General features: G+C 43.0%; 22 protein-coding genes. 9 read left to right on the plus strand and 13 right to left on the minus strand.

Annotated elements, in window-relative coordinates:
- From FSC11_RS09480 to efp, 5 genes are all read right to left on the minus strand, one after another.
- Positions 1 to 906 carry a DUF58 domain-containing protein gene (locus tag FSC11_RS09480; protein ID WP_103800397.1) on the minus strand — a complete coding sequence of 302 codons (906 nt, stop codon included), beginning with the start codon at positions 904 to 906 and terminating at the stop codon, positions 1 to 3.
- A 10-nt stretch (positions 907 to 916) separates the two neighbouring features.
- On the minus strand, positions 917 to 1,876 hold the full coding sequence (locus FSC11_RS09485; RefSeq protein ID WP_163166571.1) for an AAA family ATPase: 960 nt from the start codon (positions 1,874 to 1,876) through the stop codon (positions 917 to 919).
- Between the two features lie 460 nt (positions 1,877 to 2,336).
- On the minus strand, positions 2,337 to 2,639 hold the full coding sequence (locus FSC11_RS09490) for a YbdD/YjiX family protein (protein ID WP_004810433.1): 303 nt from the start codon (positions 2,637 to 2,639) through the stop codon (positions 2,337 to 2,339).
- 10 nt (positions 2,640 to 2,649) lie between these two features.
- Positions 2,650 to 4,749, minus strand: a complete 2,100-nt coding sequence (locus FSC11_RS09495; protein WP_004894100.1) for a carbon starvation CstA family protein — start codon at positions 4,747 to 4,749, stop codon at positions 2,650 to 2,652.
- Between the two features lie 170 nt (positions 4,750 to 4,919).
- Entirely contained in the window at positions 4,920 to 5,489 is a 570-nt protein-coding gene (gene efp / locus FSC11_RS09500; protein WP_004810438.1) for an elongation factor P, read from the minus strand.
- A gap of 378 nt (positions 5,490 to 5,867) precedes the next feature.
- Between efp and epmB the strand changes: the two genes are divergently transcribed.
- From epmB to FSC11_RS09515, 3 genes are read left to right on the plus strand one after another with little or no spacing between them, the layout of a single operon-like run.
- Positions 5,868 to 6,884, plus strand: coding sequence for an EF-P beta-lysylation protein EpmB (gene epmB / locus FSC11_RS09505; RefSeq protein ID WP_163166573.1), 1,017 nt, complete (start codon positions 5,868 to 5,870; stop codon positions 6,882 to 6,884).
- A gap of 12 nt (positions 6,885 to 6,896) precedes the next feature.
- On the plus strand, positions 6,897 to 8,642 hold the full coding sequence (locus tag FSC11_RS09510) for a GTPase (protein ID WP_163166575.1): 1,746 nt from the start codon (positions 6,897 to 6,899) through the stop codon (positions 8,640 to 8,642).
- Entirely contained in the window at positions 8,624 to 10,813 is a 2,190-nt protein-coding gene (locus FSC11_RS09515; RefSeq protein WP_163166577.1) for an EAL domain-containing protein, read from the plus strand. Before FSC11_RS09510 ends, FSC11_RS09515 begins: the two co-directional genes overlap by 19 nt.
- 87 nt (positions 10,814 to 10,900) lie before the next feature.
- On the opposite strand, the gene rpmE is transcribed toward FSC11_RS09515, so the two are convergent.
- From rpmE to FSC11_RS09535, 4 genes are all read right to left on the minus strand, one after another.
- Entirely contained in the window at positions 10,901 to 11,125 is a 225-nt protein-coding gene (rpmE, locus tag FSC11_RS09520) for a 50S ribosomal protein L31 (protein ID WP_004782616.1), read from the minus strand.
- 200 nt (positions 11,126 to 11,325) lie between these two features.
- On the minus strand, positions 11,326 to 12,306 hold the full coding sequence (locus FSC11_RS09525; RefSeq protein ID WP_163166579.1) for a bile acid:sodium symporter family protein: 981 nt from the start codon (positions 12,304 to 12,306) through the stop codon (positions 11,326 to 11,328).
- A 147-nt stretch (positions 12,307 to 12,453) separates the two neighbouring features.
- The gene (gene gloA / locus FSC11_RS09530; RefSeq protein WP_163166581.1) at positions 12,454 to 12,855 is read right to left on the minus strand and encodes a lactoylglutathione lyase; all 402 of its coding nucleotides are present in this window, start codon (positions 12,853 to 12,855) and stop codon (positions 12,454 to 12,456) included.
- Between the two features lies 1 nt (position 12,856).
- The gene (locus tag FSC11_RS09535; protein ID WP_171521713.1) at positions 12,857 to 15,019 is read right to left on the minus strand and encodes an AmpG family muropeptide MFS transporter; all 2,163 of its coding nucleotides are present in this window, start codon (positions 15,017 to 15,019) and stop codon (positions 12,857 to 12,859) included.
- A 196-nt stretch (positions 15,020 to 15,215) separates the two neighbouring features.
- Between FSC11_RS09535 and FSC11_RS09540 the strand changes: the two genes are divergently transcribed.
- Positions 15,216 to 17,897 carry a Lon protease family protein gene (locus FSC11_RS09540; RefSeq protein WP_163166585.1) on the plus strand — a complete coding sequence of 894 codons (2,682 nt, stop codon included), beginning with the start codon at positions 15,216 to 15,218 and terminating at the stop codon, positions 17,895 to 17,897.
- A 93-nt stretch (positions 17,898 to 17,990) separates the two neighbouring features.
- Here FSC11_RS09540 and grxD read toward each other — a convergent pair whose 3' ends face one another.
- Positions 17,991 to 18,332, minus strand: coding sequence for a Grx4 family monothiol glutaredoxin (gene grxD, locus FSC11_RS09545; RefSeq protein ID WP_004810457.1), 342 nt, complete (start codon positions 18,330 to 18,332; stop codon positions 17,991 to 17,993).
- A 198-nt stretch (positions 18,333 to 18,530) separates the two neighbouring features.
- Between grxD and FSC11_RS09550 the strand changes: the two genes are divergently transcribed.
- A complete protein-coding gene (locus FSC11_RS09550; protein ID WP_163166587.1) occupies positions 18,531 to 19,742 on the plus strand; it encodes an aspartate aminotransferase family protein in 1,212 nt (403 codons plus the stop codon).
- Positions 19,743 to 19,802: 60 nt separating this feature from the next.
- Here the strand turns inward: FSC11_RS09550 and FSC11_RS09555 are convergent, their stop codons facing one another.
- From FSC11_RS09555 to surE, 3 genes are all read right to left on the minus strand, one after another.
- The gene (locus tag FSC11_RS09555; RefSeq protein ID WP_163166589.1) at positions 19,803 to 20,732 is read right to left on the minus strand and encodes a LysR family transcriptional regulator; all 930 of its coding nucleotides are present in this window, start codon (positions 20,730 to 20,732) and stop codon (positions 19,803 to 19,805) included.
- Positions 20,733 to 20,824: 92 nt separating this feature from the next.
- Positions 20,825 to 21,652 carry a peptidoglycan DD-metalloendopeptidase family protein gene (locus tag FSC11_RS09560; RefSeq protein ID WP_163166591.1) on the minus strand — a complete coding sequence of 276 codons (828 nt, stop codon included), beginning with the start codon at positions 21,650 to 21,652 and terminating at the stop codon, positions 20,825 to 20,827.
- 108 nt (positions 21,653 to 21,760) lie between these two features.
- A complete protein-coding gene (surE, locus tag FSC11_RS09565) occupies positions 21,761 to 22,537 on the minus strand; it encodes a 5'/3'-nucleotidase SurE (protein ID WP_008306600.1) in 777 nt (258 codons plus the stop codon).
- A gap of 109 nt (positions 22,538 to 22,646) precedes the next feature.
- Here surE and FSC11_RS09570 point away from each other — a divergent pair, with 109 nt between their 5' ends.
- The 4 genes from FSC11_RS09570 to FSC11_RS09585 all read left to right on the plus strand — a co-directional run bounded on the left by FSC11_RS09570 (position 22,647) and on the right by FSC11_RS09585 (position 25,481).
- Positions 22,647 to 23,021, plus strand: a complete 375-nt coding sequence (locus tag FSC11_RS09570; RefSeq protein ID WP_004894072.1) for an MCR_0457 family protein — start codon at positions 22,647 to 22,649, stop codon at positions 23,019 to 23,021.
- A 158-nt stretch (positions 23,022 to 23,179) separates the two neighbouring features.
- Entirely contained in the window at positions 23,180 to 23,563 is a 384-nt protein-coding gene (locus FSC11_RS09575; protein WP_004810468.1) for an MCR_0457 family protein, read from the plus strand.
- Positions 23,564 to 23,690: 127 nt separating this feature from the next.
- A complete protein-coding gene (gene dacC / locus FSC11_RS09580; protein WP_004810469.1) occupies positions 23,691 to 24,839 on the plus strand; it encodes a D-alanyl-D-alanine carboxypeptidase PBP5/6 in 1,149 nt (382 codons plus the stop codon).
- 111 nt (positions 24,840 to 24,950) lie between these two features.
- A complete protein-coding gene (locus tag FSC11_RS09585; protein ID WP_005221508.1) occupies positions 24,951 to 25,481 on the plus strand; it encodes a gamma carbonic anhydrase family protein in 531 nt (176 codons plus the stop codon).
- Positions 25,482 to 25,510 lie beyond the last annotated feature (29 nt).

Consider the following 25,510-nt stretch of genomic DNA (forward strand, 5'->3'; position numbering starts at 1 on the left):
TTAAGCCTGCGCCAATAAAAGTTTGGCCTGATGCATCTGTTCAGCGCCATAACCTGAAGCCAGTTCTGCATGGGGCAAATGCAGGCTATAGGCCAATTGCTGTTGTTCACATTGTTCGACCAGCCCCATCATCCATTCCAGCTTTTCTTCATGCGATGGGCTTGGCATATGTGCATAATGAATCTCTATACTGTGCTGGTTCTGATATTGTTCAAAGACCTTAATATATAAACCCTGCCCACGCGCTACCTGTTTCCAGGAAACAGCCTGCAATGATTCCCCTGTCTGATAACTTCGTAGTTCTCGAAACTCATCCATTTCTGGCTCAAAACTTGGCAAATGCTGCTTATTTTCAGCAGTCGAATACTGGGCTTTCGGTGCTACCCATGCAAAGCGCTGGTGATAAAGATAGGTCCAAGCTCTTACCAGTCCAAAAGGATAGACCGAATATATCTGAATGGCCGGATAGACAAATTTTCCACGCTGTTCAGCATAAAAGGAAAGGCTAAATTTTTGCCTGGTCTGATTGACCAATACCTTATAAAGCTGTTCACCTGCCTGAATATACAGATATCGTGATTGTGCGAATGGTTGCTGAAAATGGAAATGCAGATTCAGGTCGTGTCCCACCTGCCCGATTTCATCTGTAAGCAGCTCGATACTTAACCCATGCAGCTGCTTAAAAGTCAGATAAAAACTGATACACAGTACGGCACTGATCAGAAAGCAAAAACCTAGAATCAGGTTATTGGCATAATTTACACCTGCAATAAAGGTGATGAAAATAAGTACCAGATACAGATAGCCCTGCTGATAGATAAAGACTAGCACATCACGTTGTGAGAGCTGTTTTTGCTGTGCAAACTGAAAACGTTTACTTAACCAGTTCTGCCAAAACTTTCCCAAGATCTGGCTCCTAGCTTATCGCCACTTGCTGCATGAGATTTAAGGTTTCTGCCTCACTCAACCCTAAACGATGCGAAGCCACTGCCACAAACACAGCCTGTACATCATCTGGTGTAACGAAAGCACGATTCTCAATCAAAGCATGTGCCTGAGCTGCCCGTTTTAATGCCAATAAGCCACGTGTTGATAATCCATAACGGTTTTTTCGGGTTTCTTCAGCCAGATCCAGCAAATATTCCTGTATAGGTTCGCTGATATAGATCTGATTGACCAGTTGCTGCAGCTCTAAAATCTGCTCTTCACGGAACACATGGGCCAAGGTTGCAATTAGGGCAAAGCGGGATTCTTGCTGCAATAACAGTTTTTCTGCATGTCGGGATGGATAACCTAAAGATAAACGCATCAAGAACCGATCTAGCTGGGATTCTGGCAAAGCATACGTTCCGCTCTGGAATAATGGATTCTGTGTTGCAATCACCCAAAATGGTTTAGGCAAGGCATAACGTACTCCATCGACTGTCGCATAACCTTCTTCCATCGCTTCCAGCAAAGCACTTTGGGTTTTGGGGCTGCAACGGTTAATTTCATCTGCCAGAAGAATCTGGGTAAAGATTGGACCCTGCTTAAACTCAAATTGATGTTCTTTCTGATTAAACATGTTGATGCCAATTACATCGCTGGCCAGCATGTCATTGGTAAACTGAATCCGTTGAAACTTTAAGCCGGCAAGATGAGATAGACTGCTTGCCAATGTGGTTTTACCTAAACCCGGCAAATCTTCAAACAGAACGTGTCCACCAGCAATCAGGCAACACAATGCCAGCCGGGTTTGTGCCTGTTTATCCAGCACAATTGCATTAATTTCTTTAAGGAATTTTTCAATGCTGGGAGCATAGCTGGCAATTTGCTGTTCAAGCTGAGTATTTATGTGCGCTATATCATGATTTGCTTTTTGCTTTACGCCCCACATCACAAATTTTCTCATTAAAATAGATACTTGTGATTAACATACACTGAATTTAAACCACACTAAAGACCAATAATATATCTTTACACTGAGTCATTTACCTAATCATCAGAAATATCCAATAAAAACGGTTTATTTAAATATTTTAATCTTGCCTATTAACTTCTCTAAAGTTAGAAGCTGCTTAAAATATATTCCAATCCTTCAGTAAAGATAAATTGCCTCAAATTATCTAATTGGGTTTCTCTACATTTCCAAAGTCACGAAACGAATTTATCATTCTCATTTTTACAGGTATAAAAGCCATATCTTAAAAGTATATTTTTAAGTTATTTGTATAAAGTTTAAACTTGATGATAAATATAAATCAGCGCATAGACTTGTATAACCATCTAATATTTAATCTCTCTAGCTTTCGTAAAATGTAAAAAGTGCCCCGAAAGGCACTTTTTTTATTCATTCATTAACATGGACATTTTTTCATGCCACCGCCAGCAGAGGGATAACGTGCATCCACACAATGACGATAGAAAGTTTTAGCATCCATCGCTTCCAAATCTGGATGATGTTTTTTCATATGTTCCAGATAGGTCTGATAATCAGGCACTCCGACCATCAAACGGAAACTCTGCTGCAAACGTTGCCACAGGGTCGCAATACGTGACCAGTTTTTCGGGTTCAGGATTAAATCCTTTTGCGACATGACGGTCATTTTAATGATCTTGTAGATCACCGCTTTTCCGCCTTTGGCAAATTTCAGATTCATACCAGTCTCCTTAGTGATGTGCTGTAGGTTTGATCTCAGCAGGATCGCGATAAATCGCTTCAGCTTCATGTACAGTTGGTTCCGGATTTGCCAAAGCACGGCGAATCACACCAATTGCAGCAAACAGCATGACGAAAGCAACAATCATAAAGAAAGCACATAGACCCGCATTGATCTGATTCGATAATGCCACTGTGTGCATCTCAGCCACGGTTTTTGCTGGTGCCAGAATTTCATTATTGGCAATTGCCGTGTTAAAACGATCCGCTTGTGCCAAGAAACCAATCTTCGGATTTTCATGGAAAATCTTCTGCCAGCCTGCAGTCATTGAGGTAATGAACAGGAATACAGTTGGAATAATCGTCACCCAAACGTATTTCTGTTTTTTCATCTTAAACAGGATGACGGTACCCAGAATGAGTGCCATTGCAGCTAGAATCTGGTTACCGATACCAAACAGTGGCCATAAACTGTTAATCCCACCGAGTGGATCGACCACGCCTTGATAAACGAAGAAGCCCCAACCAGCGACAGCGACAGCTGTACCTAATAAATTACCAAAGAAATTATGTGACTGTTTTACTGCAGGAATCACGATACCTACGGTATCTTGAACCATAAAGCGACAGGCACGAGTACCGGCGTCAACAGCAGTCAGGATGAATAATGCTTCAAACAGAATCGCAAAGTGATACCAGAATGCCATCATTTCACGGCTATTGAAGATTTCGGTAATGATATGTGCCATACCAATCGCGAAAGTCGGTGCACCACCAGTACGCGACAGAATCGAGTTTTCACCGACTTCCTGCGCCAGCAAAGTCAAGGCTTCAGGGGTTACTACGAAACCAAGGGTTCGTACTGCTTCTGCTGCACTTTCTGCCGTAGTACCAAGTAATGCGACTGGCGAGTTAATCGCGAAGTAAATGCCTGGATCCAGAATCGCAGCACAGATCAAGGCCATGATCGCCACAAAAGATTCCATTAACATACCGCCATAACCGATCATACGGATATCGCGTTCGTTGTTGACCAGCTTTGGTGTGGTTCCTGATGAAACCAGTGCATGGAAACCGGAAATCGCACCACAGGCAATGGTAATAAACAGGAATGGGAACATGGAACCTGCAAATACAGGACCAGTACCATCAATAAATTTGGTAATTGCTGGCAGTTTCATTTCTGGCATCGCGAACAGAATACCAATCGCCAGACCCGCAATCACGCCAATTTTCAGGAAGGTAGATAAGTAATCACGCGGTGCAAGTAACAACCATACCGGCAATACGGAAGCAATGAAACCGTAGATAATCAATGCCCAAGTCAGTTCAGTACCTGACAAAGTAAAGAATGGACCCCAGTATGGATGTTGAGCAATAGTTTCACCGTAGATAATGCCGAGCATCATCAACACGAAACCAATAATGGAGACTTCTGCGATTCGTCCTGGTCGGATAAAGCGCATGTAAATACCCATAAATATTGCAATCGGAATCGTCGCAGCAATACTGAATACACCCCATGGGCTGTTGGTTAAAGCTTTGACAACGACTAGCGCCAATACCGCCAAGATGATAATCATCACGCCTAAGGCACCGAGCATGACAATAATACCGGCAAAAGTACCTAGTTCCTGTTTGGCCATTTCACCAAGTGAACGACCATCGCGACGAGTTGAAATAAACAGTACCAGAAAATCCTGAACTGCACCGGCAAGTACCACACCGACTAATAGCCAGATCGTGCCCGGCAAATAACCCATTTGTGCTGCCAGAATTGGCCCCACCAGTGGACCTGCACCGGCAATCGCGGCAAAGTGGTGACCGAAAAGCACCCCTTTATTGGTGGGTACATAGTCCAAACCATCAGCCAGACGATGGGCAGGCGTTAAACGGCGCTCATTCAGTTCAAAAACTTTATTGGCAATAAATAAACTGTAAAAACGGTAAGCGATGCTATATACACAGGCAGCTGCCAGCACCAGCCAGACTGCATTGACATGCTCTCCACGGCTAAGTGCAAGAATCCCAAAGGATACTGCCCCGACAATGGCTACAAGGAGCCACATAATTTTCGAAGTCATGCTCGACTTCTGTTGTAAAGTTTCCATTCAATCCCTCATATCTGTTGCATTTAAATCAGCGTGATTCTTTTTGTTCGAGGTACTGCTGTTTTCCCTTGCGACTTTACGCCTGTTCTTTTTTGTTGCCTCTAAGACTTTGGCATAAAAAAGGGGATGATTTTCATCATCCCCTTTGATAATAGTCTATTTTCAGACCATTATGCACGTTCTAGGTATTCACCTGTACGTGTATCAACACGAACTTTATCTTCTTGCTGAACAAATAATGGAACACGTACTACCGCACCTGTTTCCAGTTTCGCTGGCTTACCGCCACCGCCAGAAGTATCACCACGTACACCTGGATCAGTCTCAACGATTTGCAATACCACAAAGTTTGGTGCATTCACTGTTAAAGGAACGCCATTCCAAAGCATGATGGTACATTTTTCATTGGAGTCATCTTTTAACCATTTTGCTGCATCGCCCATCGCGATTTTATCTGCTGCAATCTGTTCAAAAGATACTGGATCCATGAAGTTCCACATTTCGCCATCGTTGTACAAGTATTCCATTTCTACTTCTACGATGTCAGCAGCTTCTAGTGAGTCACCAGATTTAAATGTTTTTTCTAACACTTTACCTGATTTAAGGTTACGTAATTTTACGCGGTTGAAGGCCTGGCCTTTACCTGGTTTTACGTATTCGTTTTCCATGATTGAACATGGGTTACCATCAAGCATAACCTTAAGGCCTGACTTGAAATCATTCGTAGAATAATAGGCCATGACTGGCGCACTCCAAACTTACTAACTTTAATCTATTGATGCTATGGGCTGTTGCAATGTCATTTAGCAAGTCTGACACGAACATGTAGTTGCCACATGCACATTCATTTAATGTTGCGTATTCTAAATGACCAATACACCATGCCGCAACGAAAAATTCCTATTTAACAGACCTTCACTGACTAAGTTACAGTCAGACATACCATCGAACAAATTATTCAGTTCCTACCATCTGCTGATCATTAAGACAAAGCTTTATATAATCTGCTCAACTAATACATCAAACTTTATCCAATACAGGCACATTCATACTATATATAAACTGTTAAACTAATCGCTTCAGCTTCATCGCTTCCACTTTTACTTTATTCTTCCCACATGACAGACTTTTTCTATCAGGAACAAAACTGGCAGTCACAACTGAGTGACTTGATCACAAATCCGCAGGAATTATTACAACAACTGAAACTCTCACCTGAGCAGCTACTTTCTGGCGCAATTCTGGCATCAGAACAATTCAAGTTACGGGTACCACGTGCTTTTGTTGGCAAAATGCAGATTGGCAATCCACTTGACCCCCTGTTACTGCAAGTCCTGCCACATCATCTGGAACTGGAAGAGCATCCGGGTTTTGTTACTGATCCTTTGGGTGAAGAACAGGCTAACCAGCAGCCAGGCGTCCTACATAAATATAAGTCACGTTTTCTGCTGACCCTGACCGGAGCCTGTGCCGTACATTGCCGATATTGCTTTAGACGTCACTTTCCTTATCAAGAAAATTTACCTAAAAATGAAGACTGGGAAAATATTAAAAGCTATCTGCTAAGCCAGCCAGATATTAATGAAGTGATCCTGAGTGGTGGTGATCCACTCACTCTTTCTAACCGGAAATTAAAACTCTGGATTGAACGTCTGGAAACTTTAACTCAACTTAAATTCTTAAGAATACATTCACGAGTTCCGATTGTAATCCCAAGCCGAATCGATGACGAGCTGACAAGCATGTTAAAAAACAGTAGGCTACGTATTATTCTGGTGGTACACTCAAATCATGCATCTGAGCTGGATGATTACACCTGTAGCAAACTGAATCAGTTGGTTCAGCAACAGATTACCGTATTTAATCAGGCAGTGTTACTCAAAGGAGTAAATGATACTGCACCAGTTTTGGTCGATTTAAGTTATCGCTTGTTTGAAGCCGGAGTGATGCCGTATTATTTACATGTACTTGATAAAGTAAAAGGGGCGCATCATTTTGATTTGTCACCTAAGCATATAAACGAGATTTATACAGAAGTTTTAGCGAACTTACCCGGGTATTTGGTACCTAAACTTGTTCGGGAAATTGCGGGCGAAAAAAATAAGACACCGCTTTTTGGGGTTTCAACATTTTGAGTTAAATAATAAATGAGTAAACATAATTCAGATATTTTTCAAACGCCGACGGAACTTAAACTGGATCAACTGAGCTTTTGTCCAGCCAATGTAAAAGCCTTGCAGGAATGGGTTGCAGGAATTTCGATCCTGCAACTGGGGACATCCTCCAAGTCACTGTTCAGTGCCCTACTGGAAATCTCTGAACTGAAGTGCTCTGAAACCCTGCGTTTTGACCTGATTCAGGTACTGCATCCGACTCTTGAAAATGTACTGACCAGCCTGGAAAAACACTTCGTCAATCAAGGCCTGATTACTACTGACCGTAATGACCAGATTATTGAACTGGCAATGCTGCTGCGTAGTCATTTTGCCAAGGCCTATATTGATATTGCCAAGCGCTGTAATCATGAGCTGAATCACAGCAGTTTTTCTTTATTTAAACTGGGAAAAAAGAAAAGTCTGACCACGGCACGTATGGTTTCGATTTACTATGCCTTACAACAGCTCAGCCTGCTGCTGTATCAACAGCATATGCTGTATGGCAAGCCAGTGATGGGCCAATGGCTTGCAGCTCATCAGCTGCTTGAAATTGCAATGCAAAATAATTTCCATCAGAGCAATATCAATCAGGTCCTGGGTACTCAGCATGAGCTACAGAATATTTCGAATGCGTATGCACAGCTGATCCTGCTGGAAATCTTTAATACTCATCAAATCCGACCGGCAGAAATTCAGGGACTTTATCTTTGCAGTTTTGACTGGGCCAAACTGGTTCAGGTTTTACCTAAAGAGACTACCCTGTCCCGCTATGCAGTCGATAGCAGCAAAGACTTGCCACCAGTATATAACTCGCGTCTGAATGATCATTTCAAGCCGAGCATATTTATTGCCACTCAAAACCTGATGGAACATCTGGCGGGTACACAAACCAAAAATGCCCAGTATCTGTCGCGTAATGAAAAATTGTTCCTCACCCCAGCGCTGCATTTCCATATCTATAACCTGTTGACCACGACCATGGAACGTCGTCATGAACGTTATGAATACTCAGCGCATATCAATATCTGTTTTGGTTTGTCGGCTGCACATTTCTACCTGTCTCAGGGCAAAAACTTCCATGAAACCCTAGATGTTGAAGGCAGCTACAACTTCCAGAGTGAAAGTAGCTTTGTCAGCGCATCAGAAAATGCTGTACCAGGTTCGTTTAGTCATATCAAAGCCTTAGATCGTGAAGCCAAGCAGATTCACCATGCCGAAGTGCTGGACATCAGCGTCAATGGTTACCGGATTAAGTGGACCGGCTTTACTCCATCGAATCTGAAAACCGGCGAATTTATTCTGGTTCAGGAAAATGCCCAAAGCCAATGGCGTGGTGGTGTGATCCGCTGGATCAAACAGTCAACAGAAAAAAGTCTGGAACTAGGCTTGGAAATTCTGGCGCAAGACCTGTTCCCATGTGCAGTTTATGCACGGACCGACCGTCATCTGAAAAGTTATCAGCCAGCTTTACTGGTACAGATAACCCAACTAGATCAGATTTCGAATAGTGTTATTGTGTCAGGTGTACAGATGTTTAGGGAAAAACAGACGATTCACCTGCGTGTTGATGGTCGTGAACTAAAAATCTATCTGACCAAAGCACAGCTGATCACACAAAGCTTTATTCGATTTGACTATGAATTATTGAATGATCAGGAAGAACAGATCATTAAAGGCTTTATTCACAAGCAAATGAATGAAATCAATAATCACGACTTATGGGAAGCATTGAAGTGAGAAATCCATTATTGTCTAAAAAGTTAAAACGTACGGAAACACGTTTACTGATTATTGATGATAATCAAATTAGATTTAACCAGATTCGTGATCTGTTGACCGCCAATGAATATCAGGTGGATGCAGTTCTACTAGATGACCTGCAGAACTTTGAAAAGCAGTTAAATTTCAACTGGGACCTGATCATCTTTGGCCGTGCGTATGACCTGAAATATGAACAGGCACTCAGTCTGGTACGCTTATCGAAACAGCCAAACTTACCGATTCTGCTGCTTAAACCTGATGACTATCAGGCTAATCAATATACCGGTTATATCCAGAAAGGTGTGTATGACATTTTGAATCTGGAATATCCAGAACGTTTTTACCTCGGTCTGGTACGTGCCCTGTCGTTCAGCCGACTGACCCAATCGCAGCAACATTTAATAGAAGAGCTGGAAACAGCACAAACTCAGGCACAATTACTGGTTGAGGACAGTAACAAAGCGGTAGCCACCATCCAGGAAGGCATTCACATTCAGGCCAATGAAGATTACCTGAAACTGTTTGGCCTGAATTCTGAAGATGACATTATCGGTTTGCCTTTACTGGATCTGTTACAGCCACAAGATCTAAACGAATTTAAGACCCGTTTTAAGAAAATTTCCCAAGGTCAGTTCGAGCTGGGTGGTTTTGAAATTCATTCAACCAATCCAAAGATTGCTGCAGTCAACCCCCTCAAGCTTGAGTTCCTGGCTTCTACCAGTGAAGAAGATGCTCTACAGCTAACGATTGATACTGCTAAAACTCAATCTGCTACAACAACTGAAAAAGCAGCAGTCAGACCAAGTACTTTACAATTACTAAAACGCGAGCTGAACCGCGAGCCTGCCAATGCCAATGCATTGATCACCTTCTCTCTTGCTGCTTATGAGCCTCAAATTCTCAATGCAGATTGGGCGATCTACACAGGCTATTTCCATGAAGTTAAGAACTTCCTGAAAGAACAGGTTCGTGTATTGCTGTTTAAACTGGAACATGATGTCCTGGTCGGTGTCATTCAGGCAGATTCTCAGGAAATTCTGGAATCTAAACTGATTGGGTTAGCTGCATTAACCAAACCGCAGTTGATTACAGTCAATCAGCAGACCTGCTCTCTGAACTTACGCATCGGTTATACCAAACTCGACGGTGAACTACATGATGAGGCACAGCTGGATCAGCATATTGCTCGTGCCTTCTCTACACCATTACCTCAAGCACAACAGTCTTCCGAATTTGTGCTGGATATTCCATCGGATATGCTTGCACCTGCAGAAGCTGTTCCAAGTCTGGAGTTCAGTATTGCCGAATCAGCTGCAGCCCAGTCAGCCTCTAGTCCAGTATCTGCACCAGTTCCAACGCCTGTAACACCAGCTACAGCCGCAGCACCTGTAGCGATGCCAGGTTCAATCCTGCATGCACTGCGTCAATGCTTGGAGCGTGGCGAAATCCATCTGAAATATCAGCAGCTGTATGACAAGGAAGATAGCAATCTGTATACCTATGAGGTTACGAGCGGTTTTATTTTTGAAAATAAATGGCAGGATATTTCCAAGCTGCTGGAACTGCGTGAAGATGATGAACTTTCAATCAAGCTAGATCGCTGGATTCTGGTTGAGTCTTGCAAGCAACTGCATAACTTTATCACCCAATATCCTGAAGCCCGCTTGATCGTAAACCTGAATCGTGCCGTGCTCTTCAAAGACCGTAGTTTTCCTGAGTTTATCTCCAAGCTGATTACGATTATTCGCAGTAAATTAAAGCATCCTCTCACTTTACAATTTGCTGAAGAGGATCTGATTCTGAACCGCGAGGATGCGCAGAAATATATCCGTATTCTGCGTGACCATGGCGCAGAGATTGCGATTCGTGAATTCGGCAATTCGATGTATAGTGAAACCTTGCTCCGTGAAATGGATGTAAATGCCTTAACGATCCATCCACAGTTAACTGCACAATTGAATTCCAACACCGAGGAACTTCAGGAAAAAATCACTGGATACCTGGAAATCAAACCGGTTTATCTCCTGTTACGTGAACTGAATGATATGACTTCTTTTGCTAATGCTTGGAATATCGATGCACGCTTCATTCAAGGTGATTACTTCCAGAAAAAACTGGATCATTTGATTGATGTACAGGAGCGCTAAGCTCCTGTACAAAGCTTGAATACTGTAAATTCACAAATTTCAGGCACAAAAAAACGGGCAAATTGCCCGTTTTTTTCATTTTGGGTATTAACGTTTAACAGAACGTGACATACCAGCAAAACGTTGTTTGAACTTGTCGATACGACCGCCAGTGTCAACGTTCTTTTGCTTACCAGTGTAGAATGGGTGGCAAGCTGAACATACGTCTAGGTAAAGCGTTTCTTTACCAACAGCTGAACGAGTTTCGATTACGTTACCACATGAACAAGTAGCAACTAGTTTTTCATATTTTGGGTGAATATCGGCGCGCATGGTCGATTCTCCATAAAGATCAAGAAGGTTTTGCTGTCATCGCAATTGATCACTCTCAGAAACTGAGGAAAGGCCAGAATCAAATTCAGGCAGATCAACACCACAACAGACCATTCTTTTGGCCCACCGAGACGGATACCGTCAGAGCTAAGCACAACAAGTTGGGCAATATTATACGTGAAACAGATTTAATATGCGAATTATTCTTCAGTTTTAACTTCAACCTGTTTGGACCACATATTGGCAACAATGCCGCAAACCATCAGCTGAATCTGATGGAAAATCATGATTGGCAATACAATCATGCCAATTGGCTGACCAATAAACAGAATTTGTGCCATCGGCACGCCGCTGGCTAAAGTTTTCTTGGAACCACAGAAAAAAATAGTTTTTTGATCCGCTTTATCAAAACCAATCCAGCGCGGCACAAACAGGGCCAGCAGCATCACCACAGTCAGCAAGACTGAACAGGCAATAATGAGCAGTAATAAGGTCGTTAAGCTTACCTGATGCCACAGCCCTGCCACAACGGCACTACTGAATGCGCCGTAAACCACCATGAGAATCGAACCCTGATCAAAAAACTTAACGATTTCTGGCATTTTCTTCATTTGTGGAAATACCCAAGGACGCAGAATTTGTCCAAGGATAAATGGCACCAGAAGCAGTAAAGTGATCTGCACAATAGATGAGGTGGGATCAAAACCATGTTGTGACTGACCCAAAATAAAAAAGGCTACTAATATTGGGGTAATAAACATACCAACAATATTGGAAAATGAGGCACTACACACTGCACCGGCGACATTACCCTGTGCCACTGAAGTAAAGGCAATCGAAGACTGTACTGTTGATGGCAGGAAGCACATAAACAGGAAGCCCCAGTACAGTTCCTGACCCAATAACGGAACCAGGACCGGCTTGGCCAACAGACCAATTATAGGAAACAGTGCAAAAGTAAATGCGAACACCAAGGTATGCAGCTTCCAGTGCATCAATCCTTCAACTACGGCCTCACGTGATAACTTGGCACCATGCAGAAAGAATAAGATAGCAATCGCAATCGTGGTAATAGATGAAAAGATTTCAGCCGCCTGTCCTGATACCGGAACAAAACTGGCAAGTATCACCATTATAAAAAGCAGTATAGTAAAACGGTCCAATGCCAATAACTTAAGCATATCCCTTCATCCCTTAAATTTTATTGTTTGATATAAAAATGCCCGGCTATCTTAACAGATACCGGGCCCAGGCTATGCACTCAGATTGATGTAATCTTTTCATCTCTACATGAATACATTTCACATATCATGCTATCTAATTAACACTTAGTTGTTACGTGCGTTATGGTCCTGCTGAATCAGTTCAATTTTATAACCATCTGGATCTTCAACAAAGGCAATTACAGTCACGCCACCTTTCATGGGGCCAGCTTCACGAACTACCCTGCCGCCACGTGCCTTGATTTCTTCACAGGCTTTATAAGCATCATCGACTGCAATCGCGATATGACCATAAGCATTGCCAAGTTCATAACTGTCTGTATCCCAGTTATGTGTCAGCTCGAGCACGGTATGGTTTTCTTCATCACCATAACCTACAAATGCCAGAGTGAAACGACCTTCTTCATAATCACGCTTACGAAGTAAAGTCATACCAAGCACTTCAGTATAGAACTTTAATGACTGTTCCAGATTGCCTACACGTAACATGGTATGCAGCATGCGCATATTATTCATCCTTATTGCCAGATTGTTTTTGGTGTTCACCGAGTAATTTTCCAACCCAGACCACTAAAATGAGAATCGGAATCCCGATCAATGTAGTCATTAGGAAGAAGTTCGGATAACCGATATTGGTGACTATAGTACCCGAATATCCCCCTAAAATCTTAGGGGTTAGTGTCATAAGTGAGCTAAAAATCGCATATTGGACTGCAGTAAAAGATACGCTGGTCAAGCTGGATAAGAAGGCAATAAATGCTGCACCTGCCAGACCGGCAGCCAAGTTGTCGACGATAATCGCAAAATACAGCCAGGCATCGCTATATGGCTTGATCACCTTGCCTGTCACTTCAATATCAGTATTACGATTCACATCCACAGGAACCAGTGGCTGGATATCTACATCAAGCCTCTTGGTATTTTTAGCATCATTGCTCGTCTGATAGACATGTGTCACTTGCTGAACAGCTCGCTCATCCTCCATCAGTACCGCACTGATTAAATGCGCTGGCGCAGATTTCAGTTTTTCTGCTGAAATAGCTGTACTAAACACCCCCTGTTCTTCCAGCTTGGCTTCAAAACGCTCACCATTCAGTTCATAAATGATCTTCTGATTATCTTGTAAAGCTTCACCGACATATTGACCACGAACCACAATACTTCCTTCTTCATTAGCATGAAGGGTATTGTCGCTGGTAATTGGTAAAACCTGCAGCTGTGCATTACCTGAAGTCTGCAGCAAATATGGCATGGACAGGCTAACTGTACTATCAGTCGTATTAGCATTGGCATAAGCCGCCTGAACCTGAATCTGCTTGGCATCAGCGAGTACCTGTACTGGTACTTTCACTTTCCAATAACCAACTTCATCCGTGTCTGCCTGATAGCGTTGCTGTCCAACCTGAATATCTACCGGATTTAGCTGTTGCCCGGATTTAACCAAACCAATAAAGATCAGATTGGTAGAACAGGCCAGAATGGCACCGACAAACATCAGCTTCATGATATTCATCTTCTGGGCCAATAATCCTCCCAGGAAACCACCTAAGAGGGAAAAGATTACCCCATAAACCTTCACTGCTTCAGCAATCTGCTCCTTGCTAAAGTTCATGTCCTGATAGAACACATTGGAAATCACACCAGCAATAATGTCTGAAACACGATAAAAACCAATCAGCAATAACAGGACCAAAGCCAGTTTTAGGCCATAGCGCTTGAAGAAATCCGCAACCGGATTGACCCAGGTTTCATAGGCCATTTCCCGATTCACCGCACCTAGCTTCACCAAGGCGGTACCCACACCGAATGCGACTGCACCAGATCCGATAAAACGCAAAGATTCAAAAGTAAATAATGCAAAGGTATCCTGAATGGCAAACTGTTCGGTCAACATGCTCACCAGGTTACCTGAATATACATAGCTCACTACAAAGCTGATGACCGCGACAAAAAACACCCCCACCAGGCGGAAATAATCACTGCGCACATAGTGTTTACGCACACGATCGACCTGTGGTTCGCGGATTGACAACGTCGTGATAATCCCCACCAGCATCACAGCCGCCATCGCCAGATAGGTCCACTTCCAGGCATCATAAATATAGTTACCTTTTGCGGTACCTAGGTAAGCAGCAAGGAACAATGCGCCCGCACCAGCGACAATCATACCAATACGGTAGCCTGCGTTATAAGTTGCAGCCAGCACGGTCTGCATCTGGGTTTCTGCCAGTTCAATACGGTAGGCATCAATCACAATATCCTGAGTTGCTGCGGAAAAGCCAAGCAAGACTGCACCAAGCGCCATCTGCTGAAGATGTAGTTGTCCTAAAGCCGGATCTGAAAAAGCCATAATACAGATCGCGCAGACAATCAGAATTTGTGCGATCAGCAACCAGGCACGACGTCGACCTAAAGCCCTAGTCAGGAATGGCACTGGTAGTTCATCAATCAGTGGTGCCCAGACAAACTTAAAGGAATAACCCAAGGCAGCCCAGCTAAAGAAAGTTACTGCACTTTTACTAATACCCGCTTCACCGAGCCAGAGAGACAGACTTGAAAAGATCAGAAGAATCGGGACACCCGCTGAAAAACCCAGAAACAGCATGATCAGCGCACGCCGATCCAAGAAAGCTGTAAAGGCGGATTTCCAACCCGTCGTTTGTGTTGTCATTGCTTTATTATTTTCCGCAAAAAACCAGTAGCTGCTATTCAATCCTTTAATACAGGATCTTTCAACAAGATTTACCATTTTCTCTGCATAGATCATTTTATTTTTTTACGTCAAAAGCGACATGTTGGCTTGAATTTTCCGGCTAATTCTGTATACCTTAAATCATTAATGCACTATTTCGTTTTGGACATCAACAGTGACCCAGAGACTCGATCAAATTCATTCTTCAATAACCGCCAATACGATTAACACTACCCTAACTGCACAACAAAACCATGCTGAACTATTAAAGACAGCATTTGAACAAAGCGAAATACAACCTACTCTTGAAAAAACCCGCTTGCAGCCCACGCAACTGACACATATTCCAAAACTGGATAAAATTCCGGCGTCGACCAAGCGTATTAAACCACTCAATAATTTTCTTGGTCAGGATCGTGCACGTGCCTCAGTTGAAGCCGGGATTGCCCTGCCATATTCAGGCTATAACATTTTTGCTGTCGGAACCGCAGGTCTTGGCAAGCGCACCATGGTCAAACGTCTGCTACAGCAACATGCCAAAACAGTAGCAACACCAAATGACTGGGTTTATGTTAATAATTTCCAGAATTCCCGCCAGCCGATTGCATTGCAGTTTCCTGCAGGTCAAGGTCCTAAATTCCAGGCAATGCTGCATCAAAGCTGGCAAACCATTCTTAAACAGCTGGAACGTCGTTTTACTGCGGAAACCTATTACAACCGTATTGAGATGATCCGTCAGCAAACCGGTGATGAACAGCAGCAAGCGCTGATTGAACTGACCCGTGAAGGTGAAGAATTCGATCTAAAACTGATTTCTCGCAATGATGAGCACTGCTTCGTACCGGTTCATCTCAAAGATGACAAGTTACAGGAAATGACACAAGATGATCTGAATGCACTGAGCAATAAAGATCGTGCTGAAATTGCCTCCAACATGCGTTACATGGATAAAAAACTGGAACGCCTGGGCCTGCACCTCGGTGATCTGGAAGATGATGCCCGTGACCGTGTACAGGTACTCAACCGTGAGATTGCCAAACAGGTGGTTGTACCGCGTGTTGAACAGATGCTGGCTAAATTTAAAGATGTAGAAGGCCTGGATAAATATCTGAAATTCTATGCGGAAGACATCATTAATAATGTCGAGATTGTGCTGGAACAGGAAGAAGATGACTTTACTCCTGGCCTGTTCAGTCGTGTGCCGTCCCGTTATCAGGCCAATGTCATTGTGACATATAAGCCAAACAGCGGTGCGCCGGTAATCTTTGAAGATTTCCCAACCCATTACAACCTGCTCGGTCATGTAGAACAGTTAACCCAGAACGGTACGATTACCACTGACTTCACCTTGATCCGTCCAGGCTCAATGCATCGTGCCAATGGCGGCTTCCTGATGATTGAAGCCGAGCAACTCTTAGAACAACCGTATGCATGGCAAGGCCTAAAACGTGCATTGAAATCTGGTCAGCTGAAACTGTCTTCTTTAGAACATATGCTAACGTTAACTGGCAGTATTTCAATTGAGCCAGCGGCAATTCCACTTGATATCAAGATCGTGTTACTAGCTGAACCAGAGATCTATTATGAAATTCTGGAGCTCGAACCTGAGCTGGGCAGTATTTTTAAAATCCGTGCTGACTTTACAGATACATTACAACGTAATGACGAAAATGAGCAGGCCTATATGCAGCTCATTGCTGATTACGTTCAGGCAGACAAACTGTTGCCTTTTGACCGTTCTGCTTTGGCTGCCTTATTGACTGATTCAAGCCGTCAGGCTGAAGACCAAAGCTCCTTGTCATTACATGCGCTGACTTTGGGGGATTTGATTCGTGAAGCGCATCATCATGCCTTTAAAGCTGATGACAAAATAGTTTCAGAAAAACACATCAACACTGCCCTGGATCATCGCAAATATCGCTTAGGCTATTTACGTGAGCTATATTGGCAAGATCTGTCTCGTGGTACCCAGTTGATTGAAACACGTGGCCATCGTCTTGGTCAGATCAATGCCCTGTCCGTTATTCACTATGCGGACGTGGAATTTGGTTTACCATCACGCCTGACTGCCTCAGTGTATCAAGGTGGTGGTGACATTCTGGATATCGAACGCAGCGTGGAACTCGGTGGTTCACTACATGCTAAAGGCGTATTGCTAATGGCGTCTTTCCTGAAAGCGCATTTCGGTCGTGAACAAACCCTGCACTTCTCTGCAGCTCTGGCGTTTGAACAAAGTTACGGCCAGGTGGATGGTGACAGTGCTACTGTGGCTGAACTTTCTGCATTGATCTCAGCCATTAGCCAGTTGCCAATTGACCAGTCTTGGGCAATTACCGGTTCCATGAACCAGCTCGGTCAGGTACAGCCAATTGGTGGGGTAAATGCCAAGATTGAAGGCTTCTTCGATGCCTGCAAATTGCAAGGCTTGACTGGCAAGCAAGGTGTAATCATTCCGCGTCAAAACATGCAGCATCTGATGCTGCGTAAAGATGTAATTGCAGCAGTTGAAGCAGATCAGTTCCATATCCATGCAATTGATACCATTGATCAGGCACTGGAAATTCTAATGGCACGTCCGGTTGGCACCCTGGACAAGAAAGGCCGTTACAGCAAGCATTCGATTTATGCTGCGGTGATGGAGCAACTGGATTACTGGCAAGCTATTGAAGATGGTGCCGAGCTTGAAGAAGAAGAGCCAAAGAAAAAGAAAAAAAAGAAAAAAAAGAAGAAAAAGAAAAAAGACAAAGCACCAGTAAAGGATATTCAGGCAGATCCAGATGCGCTTGCAGCAGCACTTGCGGCTGAATCAAAAGAACTGGAAAAATCTGAAACCTCTGAGAATAAGGCAGAAAACTAATCCTGCCCCTTTCCATTTTAAGTGTTAAATTTCAGTCATAAAAAAGCGCTTCTCTGGAAGCGCTTTTTAACATCTGCAAGTCTAATAAAACTATTAAGCTTCAGGTGCCGGGCTGTATTGTTCAACTAAAGACTTCAATTCACCTTTCTGGAACATATCGAGCATGATATCGCTACCACCGATCAATTCACCATTGATCCACAATTGTGGGAAAGTCGGCCAGTTCGCAATAACTGGAAGAGTTGCGCGAATGTCTGGGTTTTCCAGAATATTCACATAAGCAAATGGACGACCAATTTGACTGAGTGCTTCAACCGCACGAGCAGAGAAACCACATTGTGGGAATTGTGGTGTGCCTTTCATATAAAGAAGTACTGCGTGTTTGGCAATTTGGTCACGAATTAACGCTTCTGTATCGCGTGCTTGTTCAGTCATTGATATATCCTCAATAAATCTGCTTCGCATTATACTCAAAATGAACTAAAACAGTATGTCTAAAACAATATTTCATGTTTTATTTACAATTCAGCTTTTATTCTGTTTGAGATTTTGCTTATATAGGTCCTGTCGTTATGTCTATATATGGCATCTATGACTTCAATTTTCAATCCACCTAACAGATAAGAGTTAGTCATGAAGAACATTACCCTTGCTCCTGTGCAAACTGATCAACCTTCACACTTGATGCCGGTATTTGGCCGTCAGCCGATCAGTTTTGTCCGAGGACAAGGTGCTTATCTTTATACTGAAGATGGTACTGAGTATCTAGATGCTCTGACCGGTATTGCAGTATGTGGGCTGGGGCATGCCCACCCGGTACTTGCTGAAGCAATTGCTGAACAGGCCGCAACCCTGATTCACACCAGCAACCTGTTTGAAGTACCATGGCAGACTGCTGCTGCACAAAAACTGGCTGAAGTTTCAGGCATGGAAGAAATTTTCTTCTCGAATAGCGGTGCAGAATCCAATGAAGGTGCAATCAAGATTGCACGTAAATTTGGCCATATGCAAGGCATCGCTACACCAAAAATCATTGTGGCTGACCACTCTTTCCACGGTCGTACTTTGGCGACCCTCTCGGCGACAGGTAACAAAAAAGTTCAGGAAGGTTTTGGACCGCTGGTTGAAGGCTTTATCCGCGTACCATTTGGTGATATCGAAGCGATTCAGGAAGCAGCAATTAATCACCCTGACATCGTAGCTGTTTTCGTTGAACCGATTCAAGGTGAAGGCGGTGTCAATACTGCACCACAAGGCTTCAGCTACCTGGAAGAAATCCGTCAACTGTGCAACCAGCATAACTGGCTGATGATGCTGGATGAAGTTCAGACAGGTAATGGCCGTACCGGTAAATACTTTGCATATCAGCATACCAATATTGTTCCAGATGTACTGACCACTGCCAAAGGTCTGGGTAATGGTTTTCCGATTGGTGCGGTGATGACCCAAGGACGTGGTGTTGGTGTTTTAACTGCCGGGAACCATGGTTCGACTTACAGCGGTACAGCATTAGGTTCACGCATTGTTTATACCATCCTTGATATTATGCAAAAAGAAAATATCGTGGCGAATGCAGCTGAAAAAGGTGCTTATATCGTTGAGCAACTCCGTAGCCAGCTTAATGATCAGAATATCACTGTTCGTGGTTTTGGTCTGATGATCGGTATTGAATTGCCAAAAGCATGTGGCGAACTGGTAGATATCGCGCGTGATGAATATAAAACCATTATCAACGTAACTGCAGGCAATGTGGTACGTCTGCTGCCTACCCTGAACATTACTCAGGAACAGGCCGATCAACTGATTGAACGTCTGGTTAAAATGATTGAAGCATATCTGGCTTAATTTCTTAAAAGCCAGAAACATAAAAAGCCGCATCAAGCGGCTTTTTTAATTCTTTGCAGTTTATGATGCGATTTGCAACAAACGTCCGCCAGACAACTGGCCAAAATATTGTTTCAAGGTATCAAGACAACGGAGAATTTTTATAGGTTGTTGTTCACGTTTTGGCATGACTGCATATAGCGTAAATGGTTGTAATTTCCATTCAGGCAGGACTTCAATCAAAGAGCCGTTTATTAAATCTTTTTGTACATCCAGATATGACATGCGGGCAATGGTATTGCCATGCAGACACATCGACTTCGCCACAATACTGTTATTGGTGTTTAGTCGTGAGCTCAGTTCAAGTTCAACTTTTTGGGCTGTATTGACATGCTGGAAATAAAATTGTTGATGATTGTTCAAATGACTGAGTGACAAAATGTCATGTTGCTTCAGATCATCCGGCTGTGTAATTAAAACAGATTGATTGATGTAACTCGGAGCTGTTACCAGAATCTGTTCAATCTGAATAAGTGGAACGACTTCAATATTGCTATCGTCGATGACTTGATCAAGGCGCAGTTCAATATCAACACGACCATCCTTCAGGTCAAGCGGTTGATCTTGTGTTTCAAACTGCACTGTCAAACCACGGTGCGCAGCCATCCAGTGCGACAATGCCGGAATCACATGCATTGAACACAGTTCTGCAGTTGCGACGATACGCAGGTCACCAACCAGATCATCACGTAGCTCATTGATACGGACTTTGCCACGTTCAGCAGCGGATAACATTTCCTGACAGCTATAGAAAAAAGCCTGGCCTGCTTCAGTCAAACTCAATTTTCGTGTAGAACGGTTCAGGAGAATCACTTCCATGTCCTGCTCCAGCGATCGAATCTGCTGGCTTACGGCACTGGTGGTAATACCCAGTTCACGTGCAGCACCGCTAAACGAGTTTTTCTCTACAACACAAGCAAATACGCCCATTGCTCGAAGTTGATCTAACATAAATTCCCCTCTAAACTTATGAGGTGCTTCATCCTTTGATAAAAGCAACTCATTGTATTATACGGTGAAATTTAGCATTTGCACCTTTTTATTCAACTATTCGGTAAAACGGATGCAGGATTCACCGGTTTTCCATCCAGACGTACCTGGAATTCAAGCATGGTACGGGTTGTACCACTTGAACCCATTTCTGCAATCTTCTGGCCTACGGTTACATTTTGACCACTTTTCACGTTAAGTTTACTGTTATGTGCATACGCAGTGATGTAGCCATTAATATGTTTGACCAGCACCAGATTGCCGTATTCTTTCAGACCATCAGCGGCATACACCACCTGACCATCAGCAGCGGCAAATACCGGATCACCAACATTACCTGCGTAACGTATGCCCTTAATATTTGAAGCCAGATTGTATTGCTGCAATACTGCACCATTCGATGGTTTTACCCAACGTAATCCGGATGACGGTACAGTTGTCACAGGAGCAGGTGTAGTGACTTTTGGTGTTACTGATGTTGTCGTTTTAACAGTGGTCTGCGCTGGAGTCGGCGTTGGAGCCACGACAGTTTTACGCTGGATAGGTGCTGAAGTATCAACGACTTGAGTAGTCGTACTGCGTTTGGTATTTTTTAAACGGATCGATTGACCGACATAAATACGATATGGCTCCGGAATGTCATTCATTTCCGCAACACTGATATAGCTCAGACCATAGCGTGCTGCAATGCCACTTAGGGTGTCACCTGAACGAACCGTATAAAAATCAGGTGCTGCAGCATAACGTGCGGAATTATTAATATAAGGTTTGGTTGCACACCCAGTTACGATAACTGCTGAAACCACTGCTGTTGTGAGTACTAACGTTTTAATCAGGCCTGTAGGCAAAGCAATAAAGCGTTTCGGTGACACCAGGAACATTATCTTCCTCTCTAACATCTATACGGTTTAAAAAACTCGATTAGATTAGCAAAAAAACACAGCAAATAAGGTTGCAATGTCCATCTATTCACAAAGTTATAACATTAGTTAGATTTTATTTAAAATCTGACCCTGTAATTCGTGAAGTACGTCATAGTTTGTAGCATCCATCTGGATTGGCGTCACACTGACATAACCATTGGCGATAGCAAAAAAGTCTGACTCAATTTCAGTTCCTTGATGCTTTGGCATTGCAACTGCTTCACCAGATAGACCAATCCAGTAAACCTGACGGCCACGTGGATCCACATGACTGCTAATGGGTTTAGACTGGCTACGGCGACCTTGGAAGGTCACTTTGGTTCCTTTTAGCTCAGCGATATCCGGAATATTGACATTAAAAATCTGACGCTCAGGCAATGCTGGCAAACCTGCTGCAATAAAGTCATGAACCCATTGCGCTGCAACACGATAATCTTCTGGTGAGGTATAAGCACGCACGTTTTGCCCACACAAAGAAATAGCCAGTGCAGGATGTTTTGCTAGACGACCTTCAAATGCTGCCCCCACTGTGCCTGAATACAATACATCATCCCCCAGATTGGCACCGCTATTAATGCCACTCACCACAAGATCGAATTCGACATCAAACAAACCATTCATGGCCAGATAGACACAGTCTGCCGGAGTACCATTTACTGCCCAAACATCTGGAGCAATCTGAATCGGTCGCAGTGGACGGTCAAGGGTCAATGCACTGGAAAATCCGCTACGTTCGCTTTCAGGTGCAACAACCACTACACGGCCTAAGGCTTTTAAGCTCTGCGCTAGTGCCTGTATGCCCGGAGCAAATACGCCATCATCATTTGATATCAATATATTCACAGCAAAATCCCGTTCGTCCCAAAAAATGACTGGTTGGGACATTTGTTTGTATTAGCCACGGAATTATATATATTTATCGTTCAACATCCATCTTTAATATATGTGGTTCATGATGATTAAAAATACGGTTGCTGTAGCCGCACTGGCTTTTGCTCTGACTGCTGGCCTGAGCTCTCCTGCTTTTTCAGCTGAAAATTTATCTGCTGAGGTAGATTTGACTATTAAGGAAGACCTGGCTTCAGTCCAAGTGCTCACTGAAGTTTGTCCGGGGATTGTGGGTAAAAATGCCAAATTTGAGCAGAACACTCAACAGCTGATTAAACAATACTTATCCGATTATTCTGATAAATCGATGACTTATGACAAGATCCAGCAGGACAAGGAATATCAGTCAGCACTTCAAGAAGCACGCCAGGAAGCCAAGCAAACCGCTAAAGATGAACATCAGGCAGTGTGTAATGACCTGATCACTCAACAAATCTAATTCAGACTTTCTGACAGGATGATGCAGCGCCATCATCCTGTTTATATAACGATTTTCTCCATTATTTTACTGCTTCCTTACATTTTTAATCTTTTCATTCCTTCAAAATTAGTTAATCTAAACCCATCTTAATTTCTAATTTGAGCTTTTGATTTTCAATGAAAAATTTATTCATTAAAGCCTTTGGCATTTTTACTCTTTCAACTTTCAGCATTTTGACTACACAAAGTTTTGCAGCCGATACCAATATTGAAGTCACTCCAATTCAAGAAGTGACTCAGCATGAGCTTGCGGCCATTTATGTACTTTCAGAAATCTGCCCAGGTATGGTGAAAGACCAGAATAAATTTAAAGCGGGTTATAGTCAGCTGGTCAGTGAATATATGCCTGGTCAAAAGAACCCAGTAGAAGCCTTGAATCAGCTTAGCAAAAACACAAAATTCCAGCCGATCCTGAAAGAAGCACAACAGGATGCGCAGAAAGCAGGTCAGCAGAAAAATCAAGCGATTTGTACAGAACTCACCACTTATAGCAAATCCTGATTTTTTTCTGCCGCCATGCTTACAATACTTTTGAAATAAGCCGCTGCAAACCGTAGAAGTCCGCCTAGCTTTGTCCTAAAATGCTAGGCTCTTCGTGCTTACATCAAGATATTGGAACCTACTAGAAATGACCCAAAAAACTGCTCTTGCTGCATTATTATTAATTCCTAGTTTTAGCTTTGCAGCAACTGTCCTATCTGCACCACCAGAATTGAATAATAAATCTTATGTGCTAATGGACTACGAAACAGGGCAAATTCTCGCATCTAAAAATGAAAATGAAAAACTAGCCCCTGCTTCAATGACTAAAATGATGACCAGCTACATTATTGAACAAAAGTTATTAAGCGGTGAACTGACTGAAGATGAACAGGTTCGTATGAACGAATCGGCATGGTGTCGCGGTAGTAGTTCTGAATCATGTATGTATGTTCCGCTAAACGGCACGGCAACAGCACTTGAGATGCTGCGCGGTATCATCATCCAGTCAGGTAACGATGCTTCCAAAGCAATGGCAGAACATATTGCAGGTAACGAGGGTACCTTCGCACATATGATGAACCAGGAAGCAAAACGTATCGGCATGACCAATACCAGCTTTGTAAACTCAACCGGTATGCCTGCGGAAGGTCACTATTCGACTGCCAAAGATATGGCCATGCTGGCACAGCACATCATTAAAGACAGTTCAAAGTACTACCCGATTTATTCTGAAAAAGAATTTACTTTTAACGGAATCAAGCAAGGCAACCGTAATGCCCTGCTGTATACAGATCCAAGTGTGGATGGTTTGAAAACCGGTCATACCAATGAAGCGGGTTACTGCTTAACGACTTCTGCAAAACGTGGTCCAATGCGTTTGATCTCTGTGATCTTCGGTGCGCCATCTATGCAGGATCGTGCAACACATACACGTGAACTTTTGGCATGGGGTTTTGCAAACTACGAAACTAAAAATGTTCAGGCCGGCAGACAAGTCTTAGCCAAGTCTAAGGTGTGGTTTGGTAAGGAAAATGAAGTTCAAATCGGCCTTGCTGAAAACTTCAATGTGACCATGCCAAAAGGCAAAGCGAATGAGATTAAAACGCAAATCGTGGTTCAGCCTAAATTGACTGCACCTTTAAAACAAGGTCAAGTGGTAGGTAAATACGTTGCTTCTCTTGACGGTAAAGTGATTGCTGAAAAACCGCTTGTTGCACTAAAAGCTGTAGAAGAAGCTGGTTTCTTTGCGCGTATGCTGGATCATATCAAACAGTTCTTCAGTAACTTATTTTAAGTTTAAACAGACTGTTTTAGCCTTAGACTAAGACCAAAGCACTCATTCAGATGGGTGCTTTTTATTTTATACTCTATACATGACGTTTAAACTTTTAATGAATAGACCACTATGAGCCAAAACATACGTTCTTATTTAGACATGATCCCACAGATTGATGAATCTTGTTATATCGATCCTATGGGGATTGTGGTTGGCGATGTGGTTTTGGCTGAGAATGTCTCGGTTTGGCCTTTTGCCGTAATTCGTGGTGATGTCAATCATATCCGGATTGGCAAGAATTCCAATGTGCAGGATCATGCCATGTTGCATGTCAGTCATAAGAAAGCCGATAAGCCAGAAGGTTCGCCACTGATCATTGGTGAAGATGTCACCATTGGTCATCATGTAAAATTACACGGCTGCACCATTGGCAATCGCGTTTTGGTCGGTATTGGCACGATTATTTTAGATGATGTGATTGTTGAAGATGATGTGATGATTGGTGCAGGTTCACTTGTTCCGCCAAATAAAGTTTTGGAAAGTGGTTACTTGTATGTAGGAAGCCCTGTGAAAAAAGTGCGTCCACTTACCGACAAAGAAAAAGCTTTTTTGCCGTATTCAGCACAGAATTATGTGAAGGTTTCAGTTAACTATAAATAAACTTTAGACAATTTCATTTGTCGAAAGCT

The organism is Acinetobacter schindleri (assembly GCF_010918895.1).
GTDB classification, from domain to species: Bacteria; Pseudomonadota; Gammaproteobacteria; order Pseudomonadales; family Moraxellaceae; genus Acinetobacter; species Acinetobacter schindleri.